This is a genomic window from Kribbella sp. VKM Ac-2571, assembly GCF_004362255.1.
Taxonomy (GTDB): Bacteria; Actinomycetota; Actinomycetes; order Propionibacteriales; family Kribbellaceae; genus Kribbella; species Kribbella pratensis.
Genome location: NZ_SNWS01000011.1, coordinates 281061 through 302310, shown reverse-complemented (window position 1 = coordinate 302310; position 21250 = coordinate 281061). Strand labels below are relative to the sequence as shown.

Here is a 21250-nt window from a genome sequence, read left to right as displayed (position 1 = left end):
GAGCGACCGACCTAGACCGTCACCCCGGCTCCCGCCGAGTCCCAACAGCAAGCACCATATCGGTGCCCACAGCAAGGATGGTGCCCTAGTGACCGGCTGGGACGACCTGGTCGGGCAGGAGCCCGCGGTCGCCGTACTGCGGAAAGCTGTCGAAGGCGCTGCTGCGGTACTGCGGGGTGAGCGAGGTCCTGCGGTCGCTGGGATGACGCACGCCTGGCTGATCACGGGACCACCCGGATCCGGCCGATCGAACGCGGGTCGGGCGTTCGCGGCCGCGCTGCAGTGCAAGAACGACGGCTGCGGCGAGTGCAACGAATGCCGTACGGCGCTGAGCGGCGCGCACCCGGACGTGTCGCTGATCCGCACCGAGCTGCTGTCGATCCGGGTCAGTGAGGTCCGCGAGCTGGTCCGCCGGGCTGCGATGAGCCCGACCCAGGGCCGGTGGCAGGTGATGGTCGTCGAGGACGCGGATCGGCTCACCGAGCAGGCCGCGGACGCGTTGCTGAAAAGCATCGAGGAGCCGTCGCCGCGGACCGTCTGGGTGTTGTGCGCGCCGACGGTCGAGGACGTCGTACCGACGATCCGGTCCCGCTGCCGCCTGCTGGTGCTGCGCACGCCGCCGGTCGCCGCGGTTGCGGACATGCTGAGCCGGACCCTCGACATCGGCCAGGACCTGGCCTGGTTCGCGGCGCGGGCCGCGCAGGGCCACATCGGCCGGGCGCGGGCGCTGGCCCGCGACGAGGCGGTGCGCGAGCGGCGGAACAAGGTGCTGGAGGTGCCGTTCGCGCTGCGCGATCTCGGGGCCTGCCTGAAGGCGGCGCAGCGGCTGGTGGAGGCGGCCAAGGAAGAGGCCAAGGCCAGCGCGGAGAAGGTCGACGAGAAGGAGCGGGCCGCGCTCGAGCAGGCGCTCGGCGTCGGCACGAAGGGCGCCCGGCCGCGCGAGGCGAACGCGGCGCTGAAGGAGCTCGAGGAGCAGCAGAAGGCCCGTGCCAAGCGGTGGGAACGCGACGTTCTGGACCGTTCGCTGGTCGACCTGATGGCGCTCTACCGCGATGTGCTGGTGGTGCAGACCGGAGCCGGCAGCGAGCTGATCAACGCCGAGCTGCAGCGCAACATCGAGCAGCTCGGGAGTCGGACGACGCCCGAGCAGACGGTACGCCGGATCGACGCGATCGCCATGTGCCGGGACGCGATCGAGGCGAACGTGGCGCCGCTGGTCGCGCTCGAGGCCATGACGGTCGGTCTGTTCGAGGGCCGCAGTGACGGCTTCACGATCCCCAGGCGCCCGCAGCGCTGAGTGGTGCGTCGCGCACGTCCGATAACTGGGCGGAACCTGTAACACCGAGACCGGCAAGTCCGATTACTGGGTGACGGGTCGGAGCAGTCCGCTCGGCCTCACTTGCCGCGAACGGACCCAGATGACCCAACCGCCCTCCGAGATGCAGCCTGTGCGGCAGTCGTTGCCGTCGGCTGAGTCTTGGCTGGAGGGTATTCCGGCGCCGAAGGGGCGGCAGGACGGGTACGCCGTTGCGGCATTCGCGGTCAGCCTGCCGGGGCTGGTGCCGATCGCGGTCGTGCTGGCCGGGGTGGCGCTGCGGCGGATCAAGCGCGCCGGCGGGCACGGGAAGCGGCTCGCGTACGGCGCTTTGGCGGTGTCGCTGTGCTGGGTGATCGCGATCGGTGTCGCGGTCACGCTCAACCTGGTCGCCGAGCACCGGCAGGGCATCGGCAGGACCGTGTCGATCTCGCAGGTGGAGGTCGGCCGCTGCTTCGACGCGGACCTGGAGGCCGCGACGCTGCGACTGGTACGGATCGCGGACTGCGCCACGGCGCACACCGGGGAGGCGTACGCGAAGGTGCAGGCCGCGCTGGTCGGGTTGTCGACCGCGCAGACCGGGACCGTCGCCACACAGCAGTGCGCCGGCGCGTTCGTGGAGTTCGTGGGGACGCCGTACGAACGGTCCGAGCTGGACATGTACTACGTCGTCCTCGAGGACCGCGCTGTTGCTGACGGCAACGTCCTGTGTCTGGTCGGCATGCCCGGGACCCACCTGACGGGTACGATGCGCGGATCACAGCGGTAATGCCCGCGGGGGATTCAGTGGGGGTAGCGTGAGTCAGCCACCGTACGGCCCGGAGCCGGAACGACCACAGGACGACCGGCCACAGGACAGGCCGCACGATCCGACGCGGGCGTTCCCGACCTACGGACGGCCGCAAGCGCCTGGGGGACCTGGAGCGCCCGGTAGTACGCCAAGTAATGCGCCCGGTAATGCGCAGGGTGGGGCGCCGTGGGCTGCGCCTGGGCAGCCGTCGTACGGGTCGCAGCAGTCGCCGTACGGGCAGGCACCCGGTGGTCCGGCGTACGGGCAGGGATACGGGCCCGGGCAGTATCCGCCGCCCGGGCAGGCGCCGGGGCCGTACGGCTACGGCTATGGGTACGGCGGTTACGGGTACAGCGGCTCGGGTGGGACGAACGGGCTGGCGACCGCGGCGCTCGTGACCGGGCTCGGCGGTTTCGTCATCGGGGTGTCAGCGCCGGTGGCGATCGGGCTCGGCATCGCCGCGCTCGTGCAGATCAAGCGGAGCCGGCAAGAAGGCAAAGGGATGGCGATCGCCGGTCTGGTGATGGGATCCCTGGTGACGCTCGGCTACACGCTGCTGATCGTCCTCGTCGTCGCGCTCGGTTCCTCCGACGACGACTACAGCGGTCCGGATCCGGTGACGTCGTCCACCTCGGGTCCGACCACGTACGTCGACGATCTGACGGTCGGCGAGTGCTTCGACGAGGGCGGAGAAGAGGACGAGGTGGTCCGGCAGCCCTGTCTGGCTGAGCACGACGGCGAGGTCGTGGGGGTCGTGACGCTTCCCGGTGCGACGTACCCGGGTGACAGCGCCATCAACAAGCAGGCTGACCGCGCTTGTGGACCGGTGTTCGGCACGTACGTGGGGAAGTCGCGTGACCAGTCCGAGCTGTATCTGGACTGGTGGACGCCCAGCAAAGGTGCCTGGAACGACGGCGATCACCGGGTTCTGTGCGCCGCGTTCGGCCCCGACGACGACAAACTCACCGGCACCGTGAAGAACAGCCATCGGTAGGGGCGTAACCCCCGCGCCGGGGGCGGTGAACAGGTTATTTACTGTGTAGGGCGACCACTTCCTGTGCAACGCCCCGTACTCTGACCCCGTGGGCATGGTGATGGCGGTGTCGTTCGAGCGGTACGGGCGGCTTTACTACCTTGACCCGGGTGAGTTTCGGCCCCGGGTGGGGGAGAAGGTGCTGGTGCCTACCGACGACGGCCCCGAGGTGGCGGAGTGTGTGTGGGCGCCGCAGTACGTGACCGAGGACATCGGTGGGCTGCCGTTGTGCGCGGGGATCGCGACCGCGACGGACCTGGACCGCGACGAGCAGAACCGGCAGCGGCGGGCGGACGCGCGGGTGATCGCCAAGCGGACGATCCGCGAGCACGACCTGCCGATGAAGGTGGTCGGGATCGATTTCGTCGACCGGCGCCCGGATATCGACCAGTTGGTGATCGTGTACTTCTCGGCGCCGCACCGGGTCGATTTCCGTGAGCTCGTCCGGGATCTGGCCCGGGCCTTGCGGGCGCGGATCGAGCTGCGGCAGGTCGGTGCCCGCGACGAGGCGCGGTTGCAGGGCGGTATCGGGCCGTGTGGGCGGGACCTGTGTTGCGCGACGTTCCTGAAGGACTTCGAGCCGGTCAGTGTGCGGATGGCGAAAGACCAGGACCTGCCGCTGAACCCGTTGAAGATCTCCGGTGCCTGCGGCCGCCTGATGTGCTGCCTGAAGTACGAGCACCCGCTCTACCAGGAGTTCAACGCGAAGGCTCCGGCGCTCGGGTCCGCGGTGGAGACCCCCGCGGGTGATGGAGTGGTGGTCGGGCACAACGTGCCGAGCGACACCGTGGTCGTCCGGCTCGCGGCCTCGGGCCGGCGCTGCGCGTGCAGCCGGGCCGACGTCTGCTCGCCGCGGCAGCAGTACGAGGCCTCCAGTACGACGACCCCGGACGCGGCACCCGTCGTACCCGAGACGAGTGCGGCGCCCGAGCAGCCGGAGCCGGCCGAGGAGCGGCGGGTGCGGAAACCACGCCGCCGGCGCCGCCTGCACCACGATGACGACGAGGGAGAAACCGGGCAGTGAGATTCCGCAAGTCGACCGTGCTGGTGGCAGCTCTTGCGGTGCTCGCGAGCGGATGTGGGGTAGCGAGTCGCGCGCAGGACGCCGACGGCGGTACGGCGCCCGGCGTCGGCAGCAACCCGCCCAGCGGACCGGTAGGCCCGATCCCGGCCGGGCTGGAGAAGTTCTACCAGCAGCAGCCGGACTGGGAGCGCTGCGGCACCAACCAGCAGTGCACGACCATCGAGGTCCCGCTGGACTACACCAAGCCGACCGGCCAGACGATCGAGCTGCGCGCCCGGAAGGTGCTCGCGAAGGACCGCGGCGGCCGGATCGGCACGCTGTTCATCAACCCGGGCGGCCCCGGCGCGTCCGGGCAGGACTTCGCCGCGCAGGTGCCGATGCTGTTCGGGTCGTCGCTGCTGCGGAAGTTCGACATCATCGGCTGGGACCCGCGCGGCGTCGGCGAATCCACTCCGGTGAAGTGCCTGGACACCGCGCAGCTGGACGCGATGATCGCCGCCGACGGCAGCCCGGACACTCCCGCCGAGGTCGCCGACGTCGAAAAGCAGGCCAAGACCTTCGTGGCCGGCTGCAAGCAGCGCTCCGGTGAGCTCCTGCCGCATGTGAACACCAAGGACGCGGCCCGCGACATCGACGTACTGCGCGGCATCGTCGGGGACCCGCAGCTCTACTACCTGGGCATGTCGTACGGCACCTACCTCGGTGCGACGTACGCCGAGTTGTTCCCGAAGAACGTCGGCCGGCTGGTGCTGGACGGCGCCGTCGACCCGGCGATCTCTTCCCAGCAGATGGGGATGGCGCAGGCGAAGGGCTTCGACAAGGCGCTGGACGCGTTCGCGGAGGACTGTGCGCAGCGCTCCTGCAAGCTGGGCAGCAGCAAGAACGAGGTGCTGGCCAAGGTCGACAAGCTGATCAAGGACAGCGACGCGCACCCGCTGCCGGGCGACGGGCAGCGCCAGGTCACACAGGCCCTGGTCATCCTCGGTCTGGTCTACCCGCTGTACCTGAAGGAGTTCTGGCCCCGGCTCGAGGACGCCGTCGTCGACGGGCTCGCCGGGAACGGCGCGCGGCTGCTCGCGATGGCCGACGAGTACACCGACCGCAAGCCGTCCGGGTATGCCGACAACGCGAACGAGGTCCAGATCGCGGTCAACTGTTCCGACCGGCCGGACGTCACGTCGATCGCGCAGCTCCAGGCGGAGGTGCCGGAGTTCAAGGCCGCCTCACCGCGGTTCGGGGAGTTCCTCGCCTGGTCGTCGGCGTCCTGCATCAACTGGCCGGTGAAGCCGACGGACAAGCCGCACGAGATCAAGGCGGCCGGCTCGAAGCCGATCATGGTCCTCGGTACGACGCGCGACCCGGCCACGCCGTACGAATGGGCGGTCGGCCTCGCGCACCAGCTCGAGAACGGCATCCTCGTCACCCGCGAGGGCGACGGTCACACGGCATACCTGTCGGGCAACGCGTGCGTGAAGAACGTCGTGGAGAGCTACCTCGTGCAGGGCAACACGCCCGCCGCCGACATCAAGTGTTAGGACGCGTCTCCCGGCCCCACGCCTACTGCGCGGCACTCGGCGGGCACCTCGCCGAGCGGGAGCGAAGGGAACGATGACACCACATCGACCCCTCCGCTCCCGCTCGCCGAAGCACTCCGCCGAGCACCTGCTCGCGACGGCGTGGGACCGGGAGACACGCCCTAGTTCGGGCGGTCGTCGCCCGGGTCGACCGGGAGTTTGAGGGTGTCGGTGGCGTGCTGGAGGACGGCGCGCAGGCCGGCCTCGTCCTGCGGGCGGCCGCCGACGGTGATTTCGACCGCTGACGTCTCGCCGTCGTCGAGCGAGACCCAGCGCGACAGACCCATCCGGGGACCGCGGCTCTTGTCGACGTACGTGTAGACGAGTGTGCCGTTGTCGCGGCTGAGCACCTTCAGGCCGCTCTCGTCGATGCTCCGCTCACGGTTCGCGACCAGCTGGTCGGGGCTCTGCTTGCTGCCCCGCGTGTCGAACCGGATCTGCCAGACACCGGTCGGGTCGACGAACTTCGGGCGGGTGCCGCTCTGAGCGCTCTTCCACCCGGCCGGGACCTCGGACGACACCGGGTCGTCGTCGGTGCCGAAGTTCTGTACGACGTACTGCAGCCCGTCGGCTTGCAGCCCGTCCCCACGGCTCGGGGTGCCGGACGGCGACGGAGTCACGATCCCCACCGGCGTGTCGTGGGCGGTGAACGGATTGCCACCGTTCACGGCGACGACTGTGCCGAACACGGCGACACCGACGGTCATTCCCGCCAGCGTCATCAGCAGCGCCTGGTGCCTGGGCGTGAGCATCCCGACCTCGCTTCCCTCTCTCCGGGCCGATTATCCCCGACGAGAGGGGCGTCACCGCAAACTGCCGCGTACGCTGGCACGTCGTGGAGATGTCCGATGCCGCGTTCCGGCAGGCCTTGCGACGCTATGACGACGGTACGGCGGAACGCGCCGATCTGAAACTGCTCACCAAAGAACTGCTGCAACGGCTGGTCGCGAAAGCACCCGGCCACGCGGTCGAGGTACGAGTCCCGCCGTACGGCGCCGTGCAGTGCATCGAGGGCCCGCGACACACTCGCGGTACGCCGGGCGCGGTCATCGAGATGCCGCCGGACCTGTGGATCGACGTGGCCCTCGGCCGCATCGCCTGGCCCGACGCCCGGATGACCGGCAAACTCCGCGCCAGCGGCGAACGCACCGACCTGTCCGCCCTGCTCCCCCTCGTCCCGCATTTGCCTGGCTGACCCACGAAATCGGGGGTTCCGCACCCTTATTCGGGGTGCGGAACCCCCAACTTGCTGGGTCAGCCAGGCAAATTGCCGGGTCAGCGGCCCCCTGTACCGCTGGCCCAGATCGGGGTGCGGCCGTAGACGACCACCAGGTTGCCGTCGTTCTGCATCTGCAGGACGGAGCCCTTGCGGACGCTCTTGGAGGACCAGAGCGCGCGCTTCGTGGCGCTGTAGACGACGAAGTTGCCGTCCTGCTGCATGACGGCGTACGCGCCCTTGCTGATCGTCTTGGTGCTCCAGATCGGGGTCTTGCCGTTCTTCACGATCACCGCGTTGCCGTCGGTCTGCATCTGCAGCCGGAAGATCCGGTTGGGCGAGACCAGCAGGTCGTACGCCTTCAGGACCCGGCCGGAGCCGAGCGTGCCGATCACCATGTGGCGGTACCAGACCGCCTTGTTGCGGATGTTGTAGATGACCAGGTTGGAGTCGTTCTGCACCGCGAGGTATGCGCCGGTGCTGCCGCCGGTGTTGCTGGCCCAGACCGGCGTCCGGCCGGAAACGACCACCAGGTTGCCGTCGCGCTGCATGATCAGTGTCGAGGACTTGCGGTTCGTCATGCTCGCCCAGAGTGCGGTACGGCCCTTGTACAGCACGGCGTTACCGTCGGTCTGCATGATGAGCGTGTAAACCCCGTTGGGAGACCGGCGGTACTGCCCCGGTTTCAGGTACTGGCCCGGCTTGAGCACCGACGACACGGCGGTGGCGCTGGTGACGACAGTCGGTGCGGCCTGTGCCGCGGTGGGAACAAGCAGGGTGGCGCCGGCGGCCGCGCCTGCGGCCAGGGTGGCGAGCAGCCGGGTGCGCGCCGACTTGATCGAGATCATGCGGTTCTTTCTCCGATTCCCGAGGACCGGCCGGGCTCCTCCCGGGCCGGTGAGATTGACGCCCTGGGCAACCAATCGGTTCCACGGTAGGGAGGCATCGGGTCCCCGGCCGAACGATTCGATACTGGTCGAAAGGGCGGCCGGAAATCAGGTTCGTCCCAGCTGGTCGGACCTGTCACTATGTCCCGGTGGCAGCAAGTCTGAGTGCGCGGCTGGCCCGGTTGCGTGTCGATCTGACTCCGTGGCGTGGTTCCCGCGATTTCCGCATCCTGCTCGTCGCGGGGTCGGTGTTCTTCCTCGGCGGCATGGTCGGGTACGTCGCCCTGCCGTACCAGCTCTACCAACTCACCGGATCGAACTTCGCGGTCGGCGCGATGGGCCTGGTGACGATCGTCCCGCTGATCGTGTTCGGCCTGTACGGCGGTGCGCTCGCCGACCACGTCGAACGCCGCACGCTGCTCGTGTCCACCGGCCTCGCGCAGGTCGTGATCTCCGCGCTGATGGTCGCCAACACGCTGCTCCCGCACCCGCAGGTCTGGCTGATCTACGTCTGCGGCGGGCTGAACGCGATCGCTACCTCGCTGCAGCGGCCGTCGCGGGAAGCGCTCCTTCCGCGGGTGGTGAAGCACCAGGAGATTCCGGCCGCGGTCGCGCTGAGCTCGCTGACCTCGCAGATCGGGCAGCTCGCCGGTCCGGCCCTGGGCGGTGTCCTGGTCGGATCGGTCGGCGTGACCTGGGCGTTCTCGGTCGAGCTGGCCGGCATCGTGTTCGCGACGCTGCTCTACGCCCGGCTCGGTTCGTACCGCGCCGGCGAGCAGTCCACGGCGCCGAGTCTGCGGGCGATCGGCGGCGGCATCGTCTACGCGTTCCGCCGCAAGGACCTGCTGGCGACGTACCTGGTCGACATGGTCGGGATGTTCCTGGCGATGCCGATCGTGCTGTTCCCGGCGTTCGCGACGGACATCCTGAAGGAACCGAAGCTGCTCGGCCTGCTGTACAGCGCGGAGGCGATCGGGGCGATGTGCGCCAGCCTGACCAGCGGCTGGGCGAAACACGTCCATCACCAGGGGCGGGCGGTGGTGCTGGCCACGATCGGCTGGGGCGCCGCGGTCGGGATCGCCGGGCTGGCGCCGAACATCTGGTTCGCGATCGCGTTCTTCGCGGTGGCCGGCGCGGCCGACATGGTGTCGGTGCTGTTCCGTTCGGTGATCTGGAACCAGACGATCCCCGACGAGATGCGCGGGCGGCTGGCCGGGATCGAGATGCTCGGCTACTCGCTCGGACCGCTCGGCGGTCAGGCCCGCTCCGGGCTGGTCGCGGACCTCACCACGGTCCGGACCGCGATCGTCAGCGGCGGCGTGCTGTGTGTCGCCGGCGTGGTCGCCACGTCCGTCTGGCTGCGCGAGTTCTGGCGGTACGACGCCCGTACCGACGAACACGCGGTCCGCGAAAGAGAGCTCCGGTCTGCGGGTTAAGGTCTGAGTCATCATGCGTATCCGCCGGGTAGTGACTGCCTCCGCGCTGACCGTCGTACTGCTCGCGGGCTGTAGCGGTCCGGCGGACGAGGACTCGCCGAGCGTGCCGCCGCTGGTGTCGATGAGCACCGCACCGAACTCGGAGACCCCCTCGCCGACGCCTTCGGTGACGCCGTCCGAGACGCCGTCGGAGACGTCCAAGGTCGCCGACACGTTGTGCGTGCGGATGGACCCCACCTTCGTGCAGACCACGCTCGCGGTGCCGGTTGCGAACATCCAGCCCAAGGCACCGCCGGCCGAGCTCGGCATCCCGACGTACGACGTGTGTCAGTTCGCGCTCAGCGCCAGCCCTAACGGCCCGGTGCTGAGGGTCGGAGTCTCGGTGCTTCCGGCTACGAAGGCGATGCTGGCGGCGACCCAGAAGGCGTACGCCGCGCATCCGCGCGAGCCTGCGCTGCCCGCCAAGGTCGGCCAGGGCGGGTACGGCACGAGTACGTTCCTGGTGTTCCTGCTGGGCGGCAAGATGTACAAGCTCTCCGGTCCGCAGGCGACCCTTGCGAAGTACGTCGCGCTCGGCCAGGAGGTCGTGCGGCAGGCTCCGGGGCTGCCGGACGCCGAGCGGCTGATCACGCGCCCCGAGTGTGATCGCGGTACGGCGGCGGCCGAGAAGGTGCTGGGCGCACCGGCGATGGCCCGGCGCGACGGTCAGACCCTCCTCGGCGACCCGGTCTGCGGCTGGATGACCTCGACGAGCGTGGTGTCGACCTCGGTACGCCGGGAGCGGGACGCCAAGGCGCTGATGGCCCCGATCCGCAAGCTCGCGACCTCGCAGTCCATCCCGCTCGGCGACGAGGGGTACGTCGACACCGCCACCGGCCGTACGACGATCCGCGTCGGCGACGACAAGATCGTCGACCTGGTCCCCCTCCCCGCCCGCGCGATCAACCCGGACCTGATGACCCAGTTCGCCCTCGCGATGTCCCCCGTCTACACCCGCTGAACTCCAACTTTGAGAAGCCACCGACCGTTTTCGTCGTCGATTCTTGGTTGGTGGCTTCTCAAAGTTGGGCGGTCGGGCTGACCTTCGCGATGGTGGTGATGGCTTCGGTGATTTCGGTGGGGGTTCGGGCGGCGTAGCCGAGGACCAGGCCGGGGGCGTGCGGGAGTTGACAGTGCCACGAGAGGGGATGGGTTTTGACGCCGGCTTCCAGAGCGGCCGCGGCCAGTTCTGTGTCGTCGCCCTCGGCTCGATCGGTGAAGGTGATCGTGAGGTGCAGGCCGGCGGCGGCGCCGTGGATGGTTGCGGTGGGCAAGTGGTTGCGGATGGCGGCGACCATCGCGTCGCGGCGGGTGCGGTGCCGGCGGCGGAGGAAACGGAGCTGGCGCTCGAGTTCGCCGGACTCCATCAGAGCGGCGAGGGTGAGTTGCGGGAGACCCGCGTTGCCGAGGTCCGCCAGGCGCTTGCGGGCGATCAGTTCTTCCTTGTACTGCGGGGGTGCGAGCATCCACCCGATCCGTAGTGCGGGGGCGAGCAGCTTGGACACGCTGCCGGTGTAGATCACCTGGTCGGGCAGCATCGCGCGGAGCGCGGGGACCGGCGGCCGGTCGTACCGGTGCTCGGCGTCGTAGTCGTCCTCGATGACCAGTCCGCCGTCCGTCGCCCACTGGATCAGCTCGCGACGACGCTCGCCGTCCAGTACGACGCCGGTCGGGAAGTGGTGCGCCGGTGTCACCATCACCGCGCCGGCCCCGGAATTCCGCAGTACGTCGACCTGCAGCCCGCGATCGTCGACGGGGATCGGCGGCGTCCGCATGCCCCAGTTCTGCAGGTGCTGACGGGAACCGAGCGAGCCGGGGTCCTCGACCGCGATCTCGTGGATGCCGTGCCGGTCGAGCATCTGGGCCACGAGCCCGATCGCCTGGGCCACGCCGGCCACGATGATCAGGTCGTCCGGGTCCGCGGTGATCCCGCGGTACTGCGCCAGCCAGGCCGCGACCGCACGTCGCAACGTCGGCGTACCCGCAGGATCGCCGTACCCGAAATCGGCCGACTCCAGGTTCGCCAGCACTGCTCGCTCCGCGCGCAGCCAGGCGCTTCGCGGAAACGCCGCGAGGTCGGGTACCCCGGGTGTCAGGTCGATCCGCGCCGGCAGATCCCGCAACCGGTCGAACACGTCGTCGGCCACCACCAGGCTCTCCCGCCCGACGGAGCGTGGGCCCTCGGACGTTCGGACGTCACCGAGCATCGGGGCGGCGACGACGACAGTTCCGCGGCGGCCGTGGGTCGAGACGTGGCCGTCCTCGGTGAGGCGCTGGTACGACTCGGTGACCACACCTCGGGAGAGTCCGAGGTCGGTCGCGAGAGTGCGAGTCGCCGGCAGGCGGGTGCCGACCGGGAGGTGGCCGGTGGAGATGGCCGTCCGCAGCCGATCGGTGAGCCAATCCGCGAGACCGCCGGGCGGTGCGTCGGCCGGGTCGAGCTGGAGGAAGTCCGCCCCGCCATTGGACCTGCCACTTATCGCCGGATTGGACCTGTTCACAGGACCATTGTGGCGCGACCTTGGAGGTATGGGAACCGACTACGTCCACGGCTACACCCCGGCGGAGACCCGCCGGCTGTCCGACCAGGCCGGCACGCTCGCCGACCTGCTGCACGGCGGCACCACCTACCCACCCGGCAGCCGCGTGCTGGAGGCCGGCTGTGGAGTGGGAGCACAGACCGTTCAGCTGGTCACGCGAAGCCCCGGCATCGACCTGGTCTCGATCGATATCTCCGAAGCGTCGCTCGCCCAGGCCAAGGCCCGGGTCGCCGAACACGCGCCGGACGCGACCGTCGACTGGCGGCACGCGGACCTCCACGACCTGGCCGGTGAGAAGTTCGACCACGTCTTCGTCTGCTTCGTCCTCGAGCACCTCGCCGACCCTGTTGCCGCACTCGTCGGGCTCCGCGGTCTCCTCAATCCCGGCGGCACGATCACCGTGATCGAGGGCGATCACGGGTCCGCGTTCTTCCACCCGCGCAGCGGGCAGGCCCAAGCCGTCATCGACTGCCTCGTCGACCTGCAGGCTTCGGCGGGCGGCGACTCGCTGATCGGCCGACGGCTCCAGCCGTTGCTCGAGCAGGCCGGGTACGCCGACGTACAGGTCGGACCGCGCACCGTGTACGCCGACCGGACCCTCCCGCACCTCGTCGACGGGTTCACCCGCAAGACCTTCGTCGCGATGGTCGAGTCCGTCCGCGACCGCGCGATCGCCGCCGGCCTGCGCACCGAGACCGAGTGGGCCGCAGGCATCCGCGACCTCGAGAAGTCCGCCGAGCCCGGCGGCACGTTCCACTACACGTTCTTCAAAGGAGTGGGCACGACATGATCGCCTTCCTCGTCCTGATCGGATTGACCTGCTGGGCCCTCAATCGCAATCGGCGCAGGCAGCTCCGGCCGACGATCGGCGGCCGCACCGACCGCGATCTGCAACGGCTGGTCGCCGATCTCAGGGCATGTTCATGAACGCCTGGTAGACAAGGGGTATGGCCCCGACTGAGCAGCTCGAGATCGAGACGAAGTACGACGTCGACACGAGCACGCCCCTGCCGGCGCTGCACGAGCTGCCGGGAGTCGCGAGCGTCGCGCAACCGGTCGAGCTCGACCTGGAGGCGGTGTACTACGACACGCCTGAGCTCGACCTGGCTGCGAACAAGGTGACGCTTCGCCGACGTACCGGCGGCGAGGACGACGGGTGGCACGTGAAGTTTCCGGCGTCGTCCGGTGGACGGCTCGAGGTTCGATATCCGCTCGGCTCGGCGGGCACCGTGCCGATCGCGGTCGTCCGTACGGTGCGCGTGCATGTCCGCGACCAGCCGTTGGCGCCGGTCGTGACGCTGCAGACCCGACGCATCGTCCATCGGTTGCTCGACGCGGACGGCGGTGTCCTCGCGGAGCTCGCCGACGATCACGTGACGGCGACGGTCGAGGGCGGCGATCCGGAGAGCTGGCGGGAGTGGGAGGTCGAGCTGGTCGACGGCGACGGCGTGCTGCTCGAGGATGCGGGTGAGTTGCTGAAGGCTGCGGGCGCTCGTCCGGCGAGCGGTCCGAGCAAGCTCGCAAGGGCACTCGGCGATCGCGTTCCGGCGTACGACGAATGGACCTTGCCCAAGAAGCCGCGGACGTCGGACCTGTTCCGTGCGTACGCCGGTGCACAGGTGCAGGCGATCCGCGAACGGGATCCCGAGGTACGGCGGGACGTCCCGGACTCGATCCACAAGTTCCGGGTCGCGACGCGGCGGCTGCGGTCGGCACTGGCGACGTACCGTCCGGTGATCGACCGTGCGGTCGGTGACCCGTTGCGGGCCGAGTTGAAGTGGCTGGCCGGTGAGCTCGGGGTTGCTCGAGACGCGGAGGTGCAGCGTGAGCACTTCGCGGCCGAGGTCGCGGAGCAGCCGGTCGAGCTGGTGATGGGCCGCGTCGCGGGGCGGATCGACGACCATCTGCGGCAGGTCTACAAGGACGGACGGGCCGGGGCGCTGGCCGCGCTGGAGAGTCCGCGGTACTTCCGGTTGCTGGATGCTTTGGACGAGCTGGTCGCGAATCCGCCGTTGACTGACGACGACCGGAAGGCGAGCAAGCAGATCGGCGACCTCCTCGAACACGACTACCGGCGGATGCGGAAGGCGGTACGCCGTTCGCAGCAGGCCGAGACTGTCGCGGAGCAGGACCACGAGCTGCACGAAGTACGCAAGGCGTCGAAGCGCCTGCGGTATGCCGCTGGGTCCGCCGTACCCGTCCTGTCCGACGAAGCCGCCGACCTGGCCGCCCGCGCCGAGGAGGTCCAGGAGATCCTCGGCGAACACCAGGACTCGGTCGTCTCCCGCGAACTCCTCCACCACCTCGCCCTGCAGGTCTACGCCGAAGGCGGCAACCCCTTCACCTACGGCCTCCTCCACGCCACCGAACAATCCCGAGGCAACACCTCCCGCGAAGCGTTCTACAAACTCTGGCCCACCCTCAAATTCACCATGTAATACCCCCGCGATTGCCGGGTTCCACCGGGTCTTTCCGGAAGATTTCTGGCGGCTGGTGACGGATTTGTTCCGGAAAGGGCTGGACGTGCGAGACGGACCCGGGGGGAGGGGGCCGGGTCCGTCTCTGGGGGCGGGGGTGGGGCTGCCAGGCAGGACCGCGTCGAATCAGCAGGGCCTGCCTGACAGGTCTTTCAGTGGTGGACCGCCTTCTCGGCGCCGGCGCCGGTGAGGGAGCGGACCTCCATCTCGGCGAAGCGGTCGACGTCGACCGGCTCCTTGCTCGTGATCGTGCCGAGCCAGCCGAGCAGGAACGCCAGCGGGATCGAGACGATGCCGGGGTTGTCCAGCGGGAACCAGTGGAAGTCGATCCCGGTGTCGGTGATCATCGACAGGCTCTTGTGAGTCTTCGCGTCCACCTTGCCGGAGACGACCGGGCTGAAGACGATCAGGATGATCGTCGAGGCCAGACCGCCGTAGATGCTCCACAAAGCGCCGCGGGTGTTGAAGCGCCGCCAGAACAGCGAGTACAGGATCGTCGGCAGGTTCGCACTCGCCGCGACCGCGAACGCCAGGGCCACCAGGAAGGCGATGTTCTGGCCGTTCGCGAAGATGCCGCCGATGATCGCAACGATGCCGATCACGACCGCGGTGTACCGCGCCACGCGGACCTCGCCGTCGCCGCTGATCTGGCCCTTCTTGATGATCTGGCCGTAGATGTCGTGTGCGAACGACGTACTCGCGGTGATCGTCAGACCGGCGACCACGGCCAGGATCGTCGCGAACGCGACCGCCGAGATGACACCGAGCAGCACCTCACCACCGAGCTCGAAGGCGAGCAGTGGCGCGGCCGAGTTCGCCTTGCCGGGTGCGGCCTTGATGCGGTCCGGTCCGACGATCGCGGCAGCGCCGTACCCGAGGACCAGCGTGAACAGGTAGAAGATGCCGATGATCCAGATCGCCCAGCTGACACTGCGGCGTGCTTCCTTGGAGTCCGGCACCGTGTAGAACCGCATCAGCACGTGCGGCAGGCCGGCGGTGCCGAGCACCAGGGCGAGCGCGAGCGAGATGAAGTCCAGCTTGGTGACGCCGGTGACGCCGTACTGGAGACCCGGGCTGAGCAGCTTCTCGCCGGCCGCCGGGCTCTTGTCGACGGCCGCACCGAGCAGGCCGGACAGGTTGAAGGTGTACTTCGCCAGCACCCAGATCGTCATGATTCCGGCGCCGATGACCAGCAGCACGGCCTTGACGATCTGCACCCAGGTGGTGCCCTTCATGCCGCCGACCAGGACGTAGGTGATCATCAGGATGCCGACCACCGCGATCACGATGCTCTGCCCGGCCCGGTTGCTCACGCCGAGCAGCAGGGCGACCAGACCCCCGGCGCCTGCCATCTGCGCCAGCAGGTAGAAGAAGCAGACGCCGAGGGTCGAGATCGCGGCCGCCATCCGGACCGGCCGCTGCTTGAGCCGGAACGACAGTACGTCGGCCATCGTGAACCGGCCGGTGTTCCGGAGCAGCTCGGCGACCAGCAGCAGCGCGACCAGCCAGGCCACCAGGAAGCCGATGGAGTACAGGAAGCCGTCGTACCCGTTCAGCGCGATCGCGCCGGCGATGCCGAGGAACGACGCGGCGGACAGGTAGTCGCCGGCGATCGCGATGCCGTTCTGCGGGCCGGTGAACGACCGGCCGCCGGCGTAGAAGTCGGCCGCGGTCTTGTTGTTCCGCGACGCCCGGAAGACGATCGCCAGCGTGGCCAGCACGAACAGTGCGAAGATCACGATGTTGACGGTCGGGTTACCGATGTCCGTTGCCAGCGGCAACATGAGCGGGGCGGTCACTGCGGTGCTCCCTCGATCTGGTGGCGCAGCTTCTCGGCGTCCGGGTCGATCCGGCGGTCCGCCCAGCGGACGTAGATCATCGTGATCGCGAACGTCGACACGAACTGCCCGAGGCCGAACAGCAGGGCCACGGTGATGTTGCCGCCGCCGATCCTGTGCGACATGAAGCCGTGCGCGTAGTCGGCGAGCAGGACGTAGACGAAGTACCAGACCAGGAACAGCGCGGTCATCGGGAACACGAAGCGCCGGAACCGGCGACGCAGCTCGGAGAAGTCCGGTGACAACTGGACATCCCGGTACGTCGTCAGGTCGCGATCGCGCATATCACTCATCGCGTGGACCTCCAGGGATAAAGCCGGGCGGTATGGAGCCGGCGTGGCAACTGTGGCCTGGGTCACGGTGCTCCCGACAGCACCGGCGCGCATCGGTCGCTCAGCGGACCACACCAGTCGCTCGGTGGATCACTCAGCTGCGGTGAACGGTAGGAATCCCGGGACGAACGGTCACCGGGACGGCAGGCCCCGGTCGACATCGACGGCCTCGGGGGTGTGGAGCCGGACCATGCTGCGGGCCGTGCCGGCCGGGATACGGTCCGGGGTGAGCTTGGAGACCACGATGACGGTTAGGAACGCGAGCGGCATCGTCCACGCGGCCGGCTGCCCGACGAGCGCCCGCGGCCAACCGCCTTGCGGCGCGCCGGACACGTTCACGAGCGCGGCCGCGCTGGCCGCGATCCCGCCGACGACCAGGCCGGCCGCGGCGCCGGTCGTCGACATCCGCCGCCACCAGATCCCCAGCACCAGCAGGGGGCAGAACGTCGACGCGGCCAACGCGAACGCGAGTCCCACGGTGTCCGCCAGGCTCAGCGCGCCGGTCACCGTGAACGCCAGGTACGGCACGATCATCGCGATCAGCGCCGCGATCCGGAAGCTGTTCACCGCGACGTAGTCACCACCGGTCCACCGGTGCAATCGGCTCCGCAACAGGTCCTGGTCGATCACGCCGGCGATCGCGACGGTCAGTCCCGACGACGTCGACAGGAACGCCGCGAACGCCCCCGCCGCGACCAACGCACCGAGCAGATCCCCTGTGGTACCAGGGAAAACCCGGCCGGGCAGCTCGAGTACGACGGTGTCCCCGCCCGTGCTCACCAGGTCTGGCGCGAACGTCCGCCCGAGTACGGCGTACATCGGTGGGAAGAGGTAGAACAGCCCGAGCAGCGCCAGTACGACGACAGTTGTACGCCGGGCCGCGCGGCCGTCGGGGTTCGTGTAGAAGCGGACCAGGACGTGCGGGAGCCCCATCGTCCCGAAACAAAGGGCCAGGAGCAACGAATAGGTCGCGTACAGCGGGTGGTCGCGACCGCCCGCGCGGGACAGCGGCTCGGCCCATTCGGCGGCTGCTCCGTGCAACGAGTCGAGCACTCCGACGGGCTGGTGCCAGACGAGCAGGATGACGAAGATCGGCGTCGCGAGAGCGGTCAGCTTGAGCCAGTACTGGAAGGCCTGGACGAACGTGATCGACCGCATCCCACCCGCGGCCACGTTGATCACCACGATCACCGCGACGATCATCGCGCCCACCTCCGGCGGCGCGCCCGTGACGGTCTGGACCGCGAGACCGGCGCCGTGCAGTTGCGGCAGGAGGTAGAGCGTCCCGATGCCGACCACGAGCCCGGCGCAGATCCGACGTACGACGGGGGACTCGAAGCGGGTCTCGGCGAAGTCGGGCAGCGTGTACGCACCGGACCGGCGCAGCGGAGCGGCGACCAGGACCAGCAGCATCAGGTAGCCGACGGTGTAGCCGACCGAGAACCACAGCATGTCGGCGCCGTTCACCAGCACGAGCCCGGCGACGCCGAGGAACGACGCCGCGGACAGGTACTCGCCGCTGATCGCCGACGCGTTCCAGCGTGGGCTGACCGCGCGGCTGGCGACGTAGAAGTCGCTGGTGGTCCGCGAGATCCGCAGGCCGAACAATCCGATCCCGATCGTTGCCACGACCACCAATCCGATCGCGGTCAGGCTGAGCGCCGGAGACATCGCTACTGCCGCCCCACGAACTCGGTGAACTCTGCTTCGATTCGCTCGGCGTTCCGGACGTAGATGCGAGCGGCGACGTAGACGACCGGGTACACCAGGATGCCCAGGATCACCCAGGGCAGGGGGAGGCCCAGTACGGACAGCGTGCGGGTTGGCGGGACCAGCCAGAACAGCAGCGGGAAGCTGCCGAGCACGAGCACCACGCTGCCGATGACGGCCAGAGTGAGTCGTAGCTGGGACTGGATCAGCGACTGCATGTAGACCTGGCCGAGGCGGGTCTGCTCGTCGATCTCGCGCGTACCGGTGGGCATGATCGGACGCCGGGCCGCGCTCGTCCGCGGGCTGGTGACGCGGACCCTGCGTGGTCCTTCCGGTGTACTCATGTCAGCTCAGGTCATCTCAGCGAGGTCGAACGGACCAGGAGGTCGCGGAGCTCGCGTGTGTGCCGGCGGCTGACCGGGAGCCAGTCGTCCCCGACCCGGACCGCGCAACGGCCGCTGTCGACCCGCATCTCGTCCACGTGCTGCAGAGCGACCAGGGTGCTTCGGTGAATCCGGGTGAAGCCTGCGTCCCGCCAGCGCTCTTCCAGCGTGCTGAGCGGGATGCGAACCAGATGCGAGTTCTGGCCGGTGTGCAGGCGGGCGTAGTCGCCCTGTGCTTCGACGTACCGGACCGTGGAGCGCTGCACGAACCTGGTGACACCGGCCAGCTCCACCGGGATCACCTCGTCGTCGGTCTCCTCCGGTGAGGGCAGCGCGGGCGCTGCTCCGTGGGTGACGACGCGCTGGATCGCCTGGGACAGGCGTTCCGGGCGCACCGGTTTCATCACGTAGTCGGTGGCCTCCAGCTCGAACGCCGCCACCGCGTGCTCGTCGTACGCCGTGACGAAGACGATCTGCGGGCGGCTGGCGAACTTGGACAGCACCTTGGCCAGGTCGATGCCGTCCAGCCCGGGCATCTTGATGTCGCAGAACACCACGTCCAGGTCGCTGGCCTGCAGGATCTTCAGCGCGTCCGGTCCGTTGGAAGCCGTCCGGATCTCGCCGATCCGGGAGTCCTGGCTCAGCAAGTACACCAGTTCGGCCAGCGCGGGCTCCTCGTCGTCCGCAACCAGCGCGCGCAGGGGAGAGTCGGCCATGAAACGAACACTACGGCGATGCATGCACTCCTGAGGAGTATTTGGGGATACGGAACGTCACCTTGGTTCCGGCCTCCACGGCGGTTTCCACGACCAGGCCGTACGTGTCGCCGTACACCTGCCGCAGCCGGGCGTCGACATTGCCGAGGCCGACCGAGTCACTGCCTGACCCGCCGGACAGGGCCGCTCGGATCACCTCCGGGTCGCTGCCGGCCCCGTCGTCCTCGACGCTGATCTCCGCCTCGTTGATCTGGTCGCGCGCGCGGATCGTGATGTGGCCGACTCCCGTCGTACCCTCAAGGCCGTGGCGTACGGCGTTCTCCACCAGGGGCTGGACGACCAGGAACGGGATGACCACCGGCAGCACCTCAGGAGCGATCTGCAGCGACACCTTGAGCCTGTCGCCGAAGCGGGCCTGCTCCAGCACCAGGTAGCGCTCCACATTGCGCAGCTCGTCTGCCAGCGTCGTGAACTCGCCCCCACGCCGCAGGGCGTAGCGGGAGAAGTCTGCGAACTCCAGGAGCAGCTCACGCGCCCGCTCTGGGTCGGTGCGTACGAACGACGCTATGGCCGCCAGAGCGTTGTAAATGAAGTGCGGGCTGATCTGGGCGCGTAGTGCGCGCAGCTCGGCCTCCATGGCCCGGGTGCGTTCCTTGTTGAGCTCGGCGAGCTCTACCTGGCCAGAGACCCACCTGGCGACCTCCTCAGTCGCTCTCACGAGTGCTGCCGAGGTGTTGTTGCTGTACGCCACCAGTACGGCGACCACGCGCTCCTCGATGACGATCGGCGCGACGACCGCCGTACGGATCGGGCATTGCGGGTCGCCGCACGCCACATCATGCGCGCCGAGTACCGCCGTACGGCCGGAGCGGAGTGTCAGTGCGGCGAGGTCCTTGGCGTCGCGGCGGTGGTTGCTCTCGTACGGTCCGCCGACGCCGTCCCACGCCAGTACGCCGGAGGAGTCGCAGATCGCGATGGCTGCCGTACCCAGGAGGTCCCTCAAGTGGCGGCTGGCCTTTCCGGCCGCGGCGGGGGTCAGGCCCTCGCGCAAATGCGGGCTGGCCAACGAGGCGGTATGCAGGGTTGCATACGTCGCCTTGTCGGCCGGAGTCCCGAAATGCTTCCGCCGCCGCGCGAACACACCCTGACGGTAGCCGGTCAGCCCTCCGCGCGCGGCCTGAACGCCTCCAGCGCCTCCGTGTCGGAGTAGGTGTGCAGCAGGTACTCCGCGACCCACTCCGCACGGCCCGGGTACGTCGACTCGCGCTCGATCCTGGCTGCGGCTTTGGCCGCGTCAAGCGGTGCACGCCGCAGCTGTACGCCGTCCTCGGTCAGGAGCGCCCAGCTCGGACCAGGAGCGCCGTACGGCATCCCGACACTGCCCGCGTTCACCACCAGCCGCCGGTCGACCTGCCGCGCGAACGGCATGTGCGTGTGCCCGCAGACGACCGTCCTGACCTCGTCCGGCAGCCCCGCGAACACCTGCGCCCACCGGGAGATCGGGCTGTCCACCAGCACCATCTCCTCGTCGTCGCGCGGAGTGGCGTGACAGAACAGCACGTCCCCGATCGTCACGGTCGTTGGCAGCCCGGCCAGCAGGTCAACCTGATCCGGCCGCAGCTGCTCCGCAGCCCAAGGACTCACCGCATCCGGCGGCTCGGCGTCGTACGTCCCCCGAGCCATCTCCACAAGTTCCCGGTCCGCGTTACCGCGCACCCACACCACGCGGTCGCCCAGCGCCCTCAACACATCCAGCGTCTCGACCGGCTGCGGCCCACTGGCGATGTCCCCCGCCAGCACGATCCGGTCGGCCGCCTGCACATCCGGCTCATCCAGCACAGCCTCCAGAGCAGGCAACACGCCATGAATGTCAGCGAGAACAGCAACCGTGGTCATGTCCGCAGTCTGCTCCAGAACCCCAGCAAACACAGGGCAATCTG

The 21250-nt window shown here is 69.1% G+C and carries 21 protein-coding genes; 11 read left to right on the top strand and 10 right to left on the bottom strand.

The window, feature by feature from the left end; all coding sequences use genetic code 11:
• The first annotated feature begins 88 nt into the window (after positions 1-88).
• From EV651_RS24970 to EV651_RS24950, 5 genes are all read left to right on the top strand, one after another.
• Positions 89-1297 (top strand): DNA polymerase III subunit delta', encoded by a 1209-nt coding sequence (locus EV651_RS24970; protein ID WP_133787660.1) that lies wholly within the window; start codon positions 89-91, stop codon positions 1295-1297.
• A 121-nt stretch (positions 1298-1418) separates the two neighbouring features.
• A complete protein-coding gene (locus EV651_RS24965; protein ID WP_133787659.1) occupies positions 1419-2084 on the top strand; it encodes a DUF4190 domain-containing protein in 666 nt (221 codons plus the stop codon).
• Positions 2085-2112: 28 nt separating this feature from the next.
• The gene (locus EV651_RS24960; protein ID WP_133787658.1) at positions 2113-3099 is read left to right on the top strand and encodes a DUF4190 domain-containing protein; all 987 of its coding nucleotides are present in this window, start codon (positions 2113-2115) and stop codon (positions 3097-3099) included.
• A 94-nt stretch (positions 3100-3193) separates the two neighbouring features.
• Positions 3194-4162, top strand: a complete 969-nt coding sequence (locus EV651_RS24955) for a regulatory iron-sulfur-containing complex subunit RicT (protein ID WP_133787689.1) — start codon at positions 3194-3196, stop codon at positions 4160-4162.
• The gene (locus EV651_RS24950; RefSeq protein WP_133787657.1) at positions 4159-5697 is read left to right on the top strand and encodes an alpha/beta hydrolase; all 1539 of its coding nucleotides are present in this window, start codon (positions 4159-4161) and stop codon (positions 5695-5697) included. The genes EV651_RS24955 and EV651_RS24950 overlap by 4 nt, the downstream gene beginning before the upstream one ends.
• A 161-nt stretch (positions 5698-5858) precedes the next feature.
• On the opposite strand, the gene EV651_RS24945 is transcribed toward EV651_RS24950, so the two are convergent.
• Positions 5859-6488 (bottom strand): hypothetical protein, encoded by a 630-nt coding sequence (locus EV651_RS24945; protein ID WP_133787656.1) that lies wholly within the window; start codon positions 6486-6488, stop codon positions 5859-5861.
• Between the two features lie 89 nt (positions 6489-6577).
• Here EV651_RS24945 and EV651_RS24940 point away from each other — a divergent pair, with 89 nt between their 5' ends.
• On the top strand, positions 6578-6931 hold the full coding sequence (locus tag EV651_RS24940) for a sterol carrier family protein (RefSeq protein WP_133787688.1): 354 nt from the start codon (positions 6578-6580) through the stop codon (positions 6929-6931).
• An 80-nt stretch (positions 6932-7011) separates the two neighbouring features.
• Here EV651_RS24940 and EV651_RS24935 read toward each other — a convergent pair whose 3' ends face one another.
• Positions 7012-7800 carry a curculin (mannose-binding) lectin gene (locus EV651_RS24935; protein ID WP_133787655.1) on the bottom strand — a complete coding sequence of 263 codons (789 nt, stop codon included), beginning with the start codon at positions 7798-7800 and terminating at the stop codon, positions 7012-7014.
• Between the two features lie 188 nt (positions 7801-7988).
• On the opposite strand from EV651_RS24935, the gene EV651_RS24930 reads away from it, so the two are divergent.
• Both EV651_RS24930 and EV651_RS24925 read left to right on the top strand, forming a co-directional pair.
• On the top strand, positions 7989-9275 hold the full coding sequence (locus EV651_RS24930) for an MFS transporter (protein WP_133787654.1): 1287 nt from the start codon (positions 7989-7991) through the stop codon (positions 9273-9275).
• Between the two features lie 13 nt (positions 9276-9288).
• A complete protein-coding gene (locus EV651_RS24925; protein WP_133787653.1) occupies positions 9289-10275 on the top strand; it encodes a hypothetical protein in 987 nt (328 codons plus the stop codon).
• Positions 10276-10333: 58 nt separating this feature from the next.
• On the opposite strand, the gene EV651_RS24920 is transcribed toward EV651_RS24925, so the two are convergent.
• The gene (locus tag EV651_RS24920; RefSeq protein ID WP_133787652.1) at positions 10334-11815 is read right to left on the bottom strand and encodes a PLP-dependent aminotransferase family protein; all 1482 of its coding nucleotides are present in this window, start codon (positions 11813-11815) and stop codon (positions 10334-10336) included.
• A gap of 28 nt (positions 11816-11843) precedes the next feature.
• Between EV651_RS24920 and EV651_RS24915 the strand changes: the two genes are divergently transcribed.
• The 3 genes from EV651_RS24915 to EV651_RS24910 are packed head-to-tail and all read left to right on the top strand — an operon-like array spanning position 11844 to position 14292.
• A complete protein-coding gene (locus EV651_RS24915) occupies positions 11844-12644 on the top strand; it encodes a methyltransferase (RefSeq protein ID WP_133787651.1) in 801 nt (266 codons plus the stop codon).
• On the top strand, positions 12641-12781 hold the full coding sequence (locus EV651_RS41520; RefSeq protein ID WP_166658761.1) for a hypothetical protein: 141 nt from the start codon (positions 12641-12643) through the stop codon (positions 12779-12781). Before EV651_RS24915 ends, EV651_RS41520 begins: the two co-directional genes overlap by 4 nt.
• Positions 12782-12801: 20 nt before the next feature.
• Positions 12802-14292 (top strand): CYTH and CHAD domain-containing protein, encoded by a 1491-nt coding sequence (locus tag EV651_RS24910; protein ID WP_133787650.1) that lies wholly within the window; start codon positions 12802-12804, stop codon positions 14290-14292.
• Positions 14293-14483: 191 nt separating this feature from the next.
• On the opposite strand, the gene EV651_RS24905 is transcribed toward EV651_RS24910, so the two are convergent.
• The 7 genes from EV651_RS24905 to EV651_RS24875 form a co-directional block, all read right to left on the bottom strand.
• Positions 14484-16115, bottom strand: coding sequence for a cation acetate symporter (locus EV651_RS24905; protein ID WP_133787687.1), 1632 nt, complete (start codon positions 16113-16115; stop codon positions 14484-14486).
• Between the two features lie 11 nt (positions 16116-16126).
• Positions 16127-16462 (bottom strand): DUF485 domain-containing protein, encoded by a 336-nt coding sequence (locus tag EV651_RS24900; protein ID WP_133787649.1) that lies wholly within the window; start codon positions 16460-16462, stop codon positions 16127-16129.
• Between the two features lie 171 nt (positions 16463-16633).
• Complete coding sequence (locus EV651_RS24895; protein WP_133787648.1) at positions 16634-18172, bottom strand: cation acetate symporter; 1539 nt, start codon at positions 18170-18172, stop codon at positions 16634-16636.
• Positions 18173-18174: 2 nt separating this feature from the next.
• On the bottom strand, positions 18175-18555 hold the full coding sequence (locus EV651_RS24890) for a hypothetical protein (protein WP_133787647.1): 381 nt from the start codon (positions 18553-18555) through the stop codon (positions 18175-18177).
• Positions 18556-18566: 11 nt separating this feature from the next.
• A complete protein-coding gene (locus tag EV651_RS24885) occupies positions 18567-19310 on the bottom strand; it encodes a LytTR family DNA-binding domain-containing protein (RefSeq protein WP_133787646.1) in 744 nt (247 codons plus the stop codon).
• Positions 19311-19320: 10 nt separating this feature from the next.
• On the bottom strand, positions 19321-20451 hold the full coding sequence (locus EV651_RS24880) for a histidine kinase (protein WP_133787645.1): 1131 nt from the start codon (positions 20449-20451) through the stop codon (positions 19321-19323).
• Between the two features lie 17 nt (positions 20452-20468).
• Entirely contained in the window at positions 20469-21206 is a 738-nt protein-coding gene (locus EV651_RS24875) for a metallophosphoesterase (RefSeq protein WP_133787644.1), read from the bottom strand.
• Positions 21207-21250: the final 44 nt, after the last annotated feature.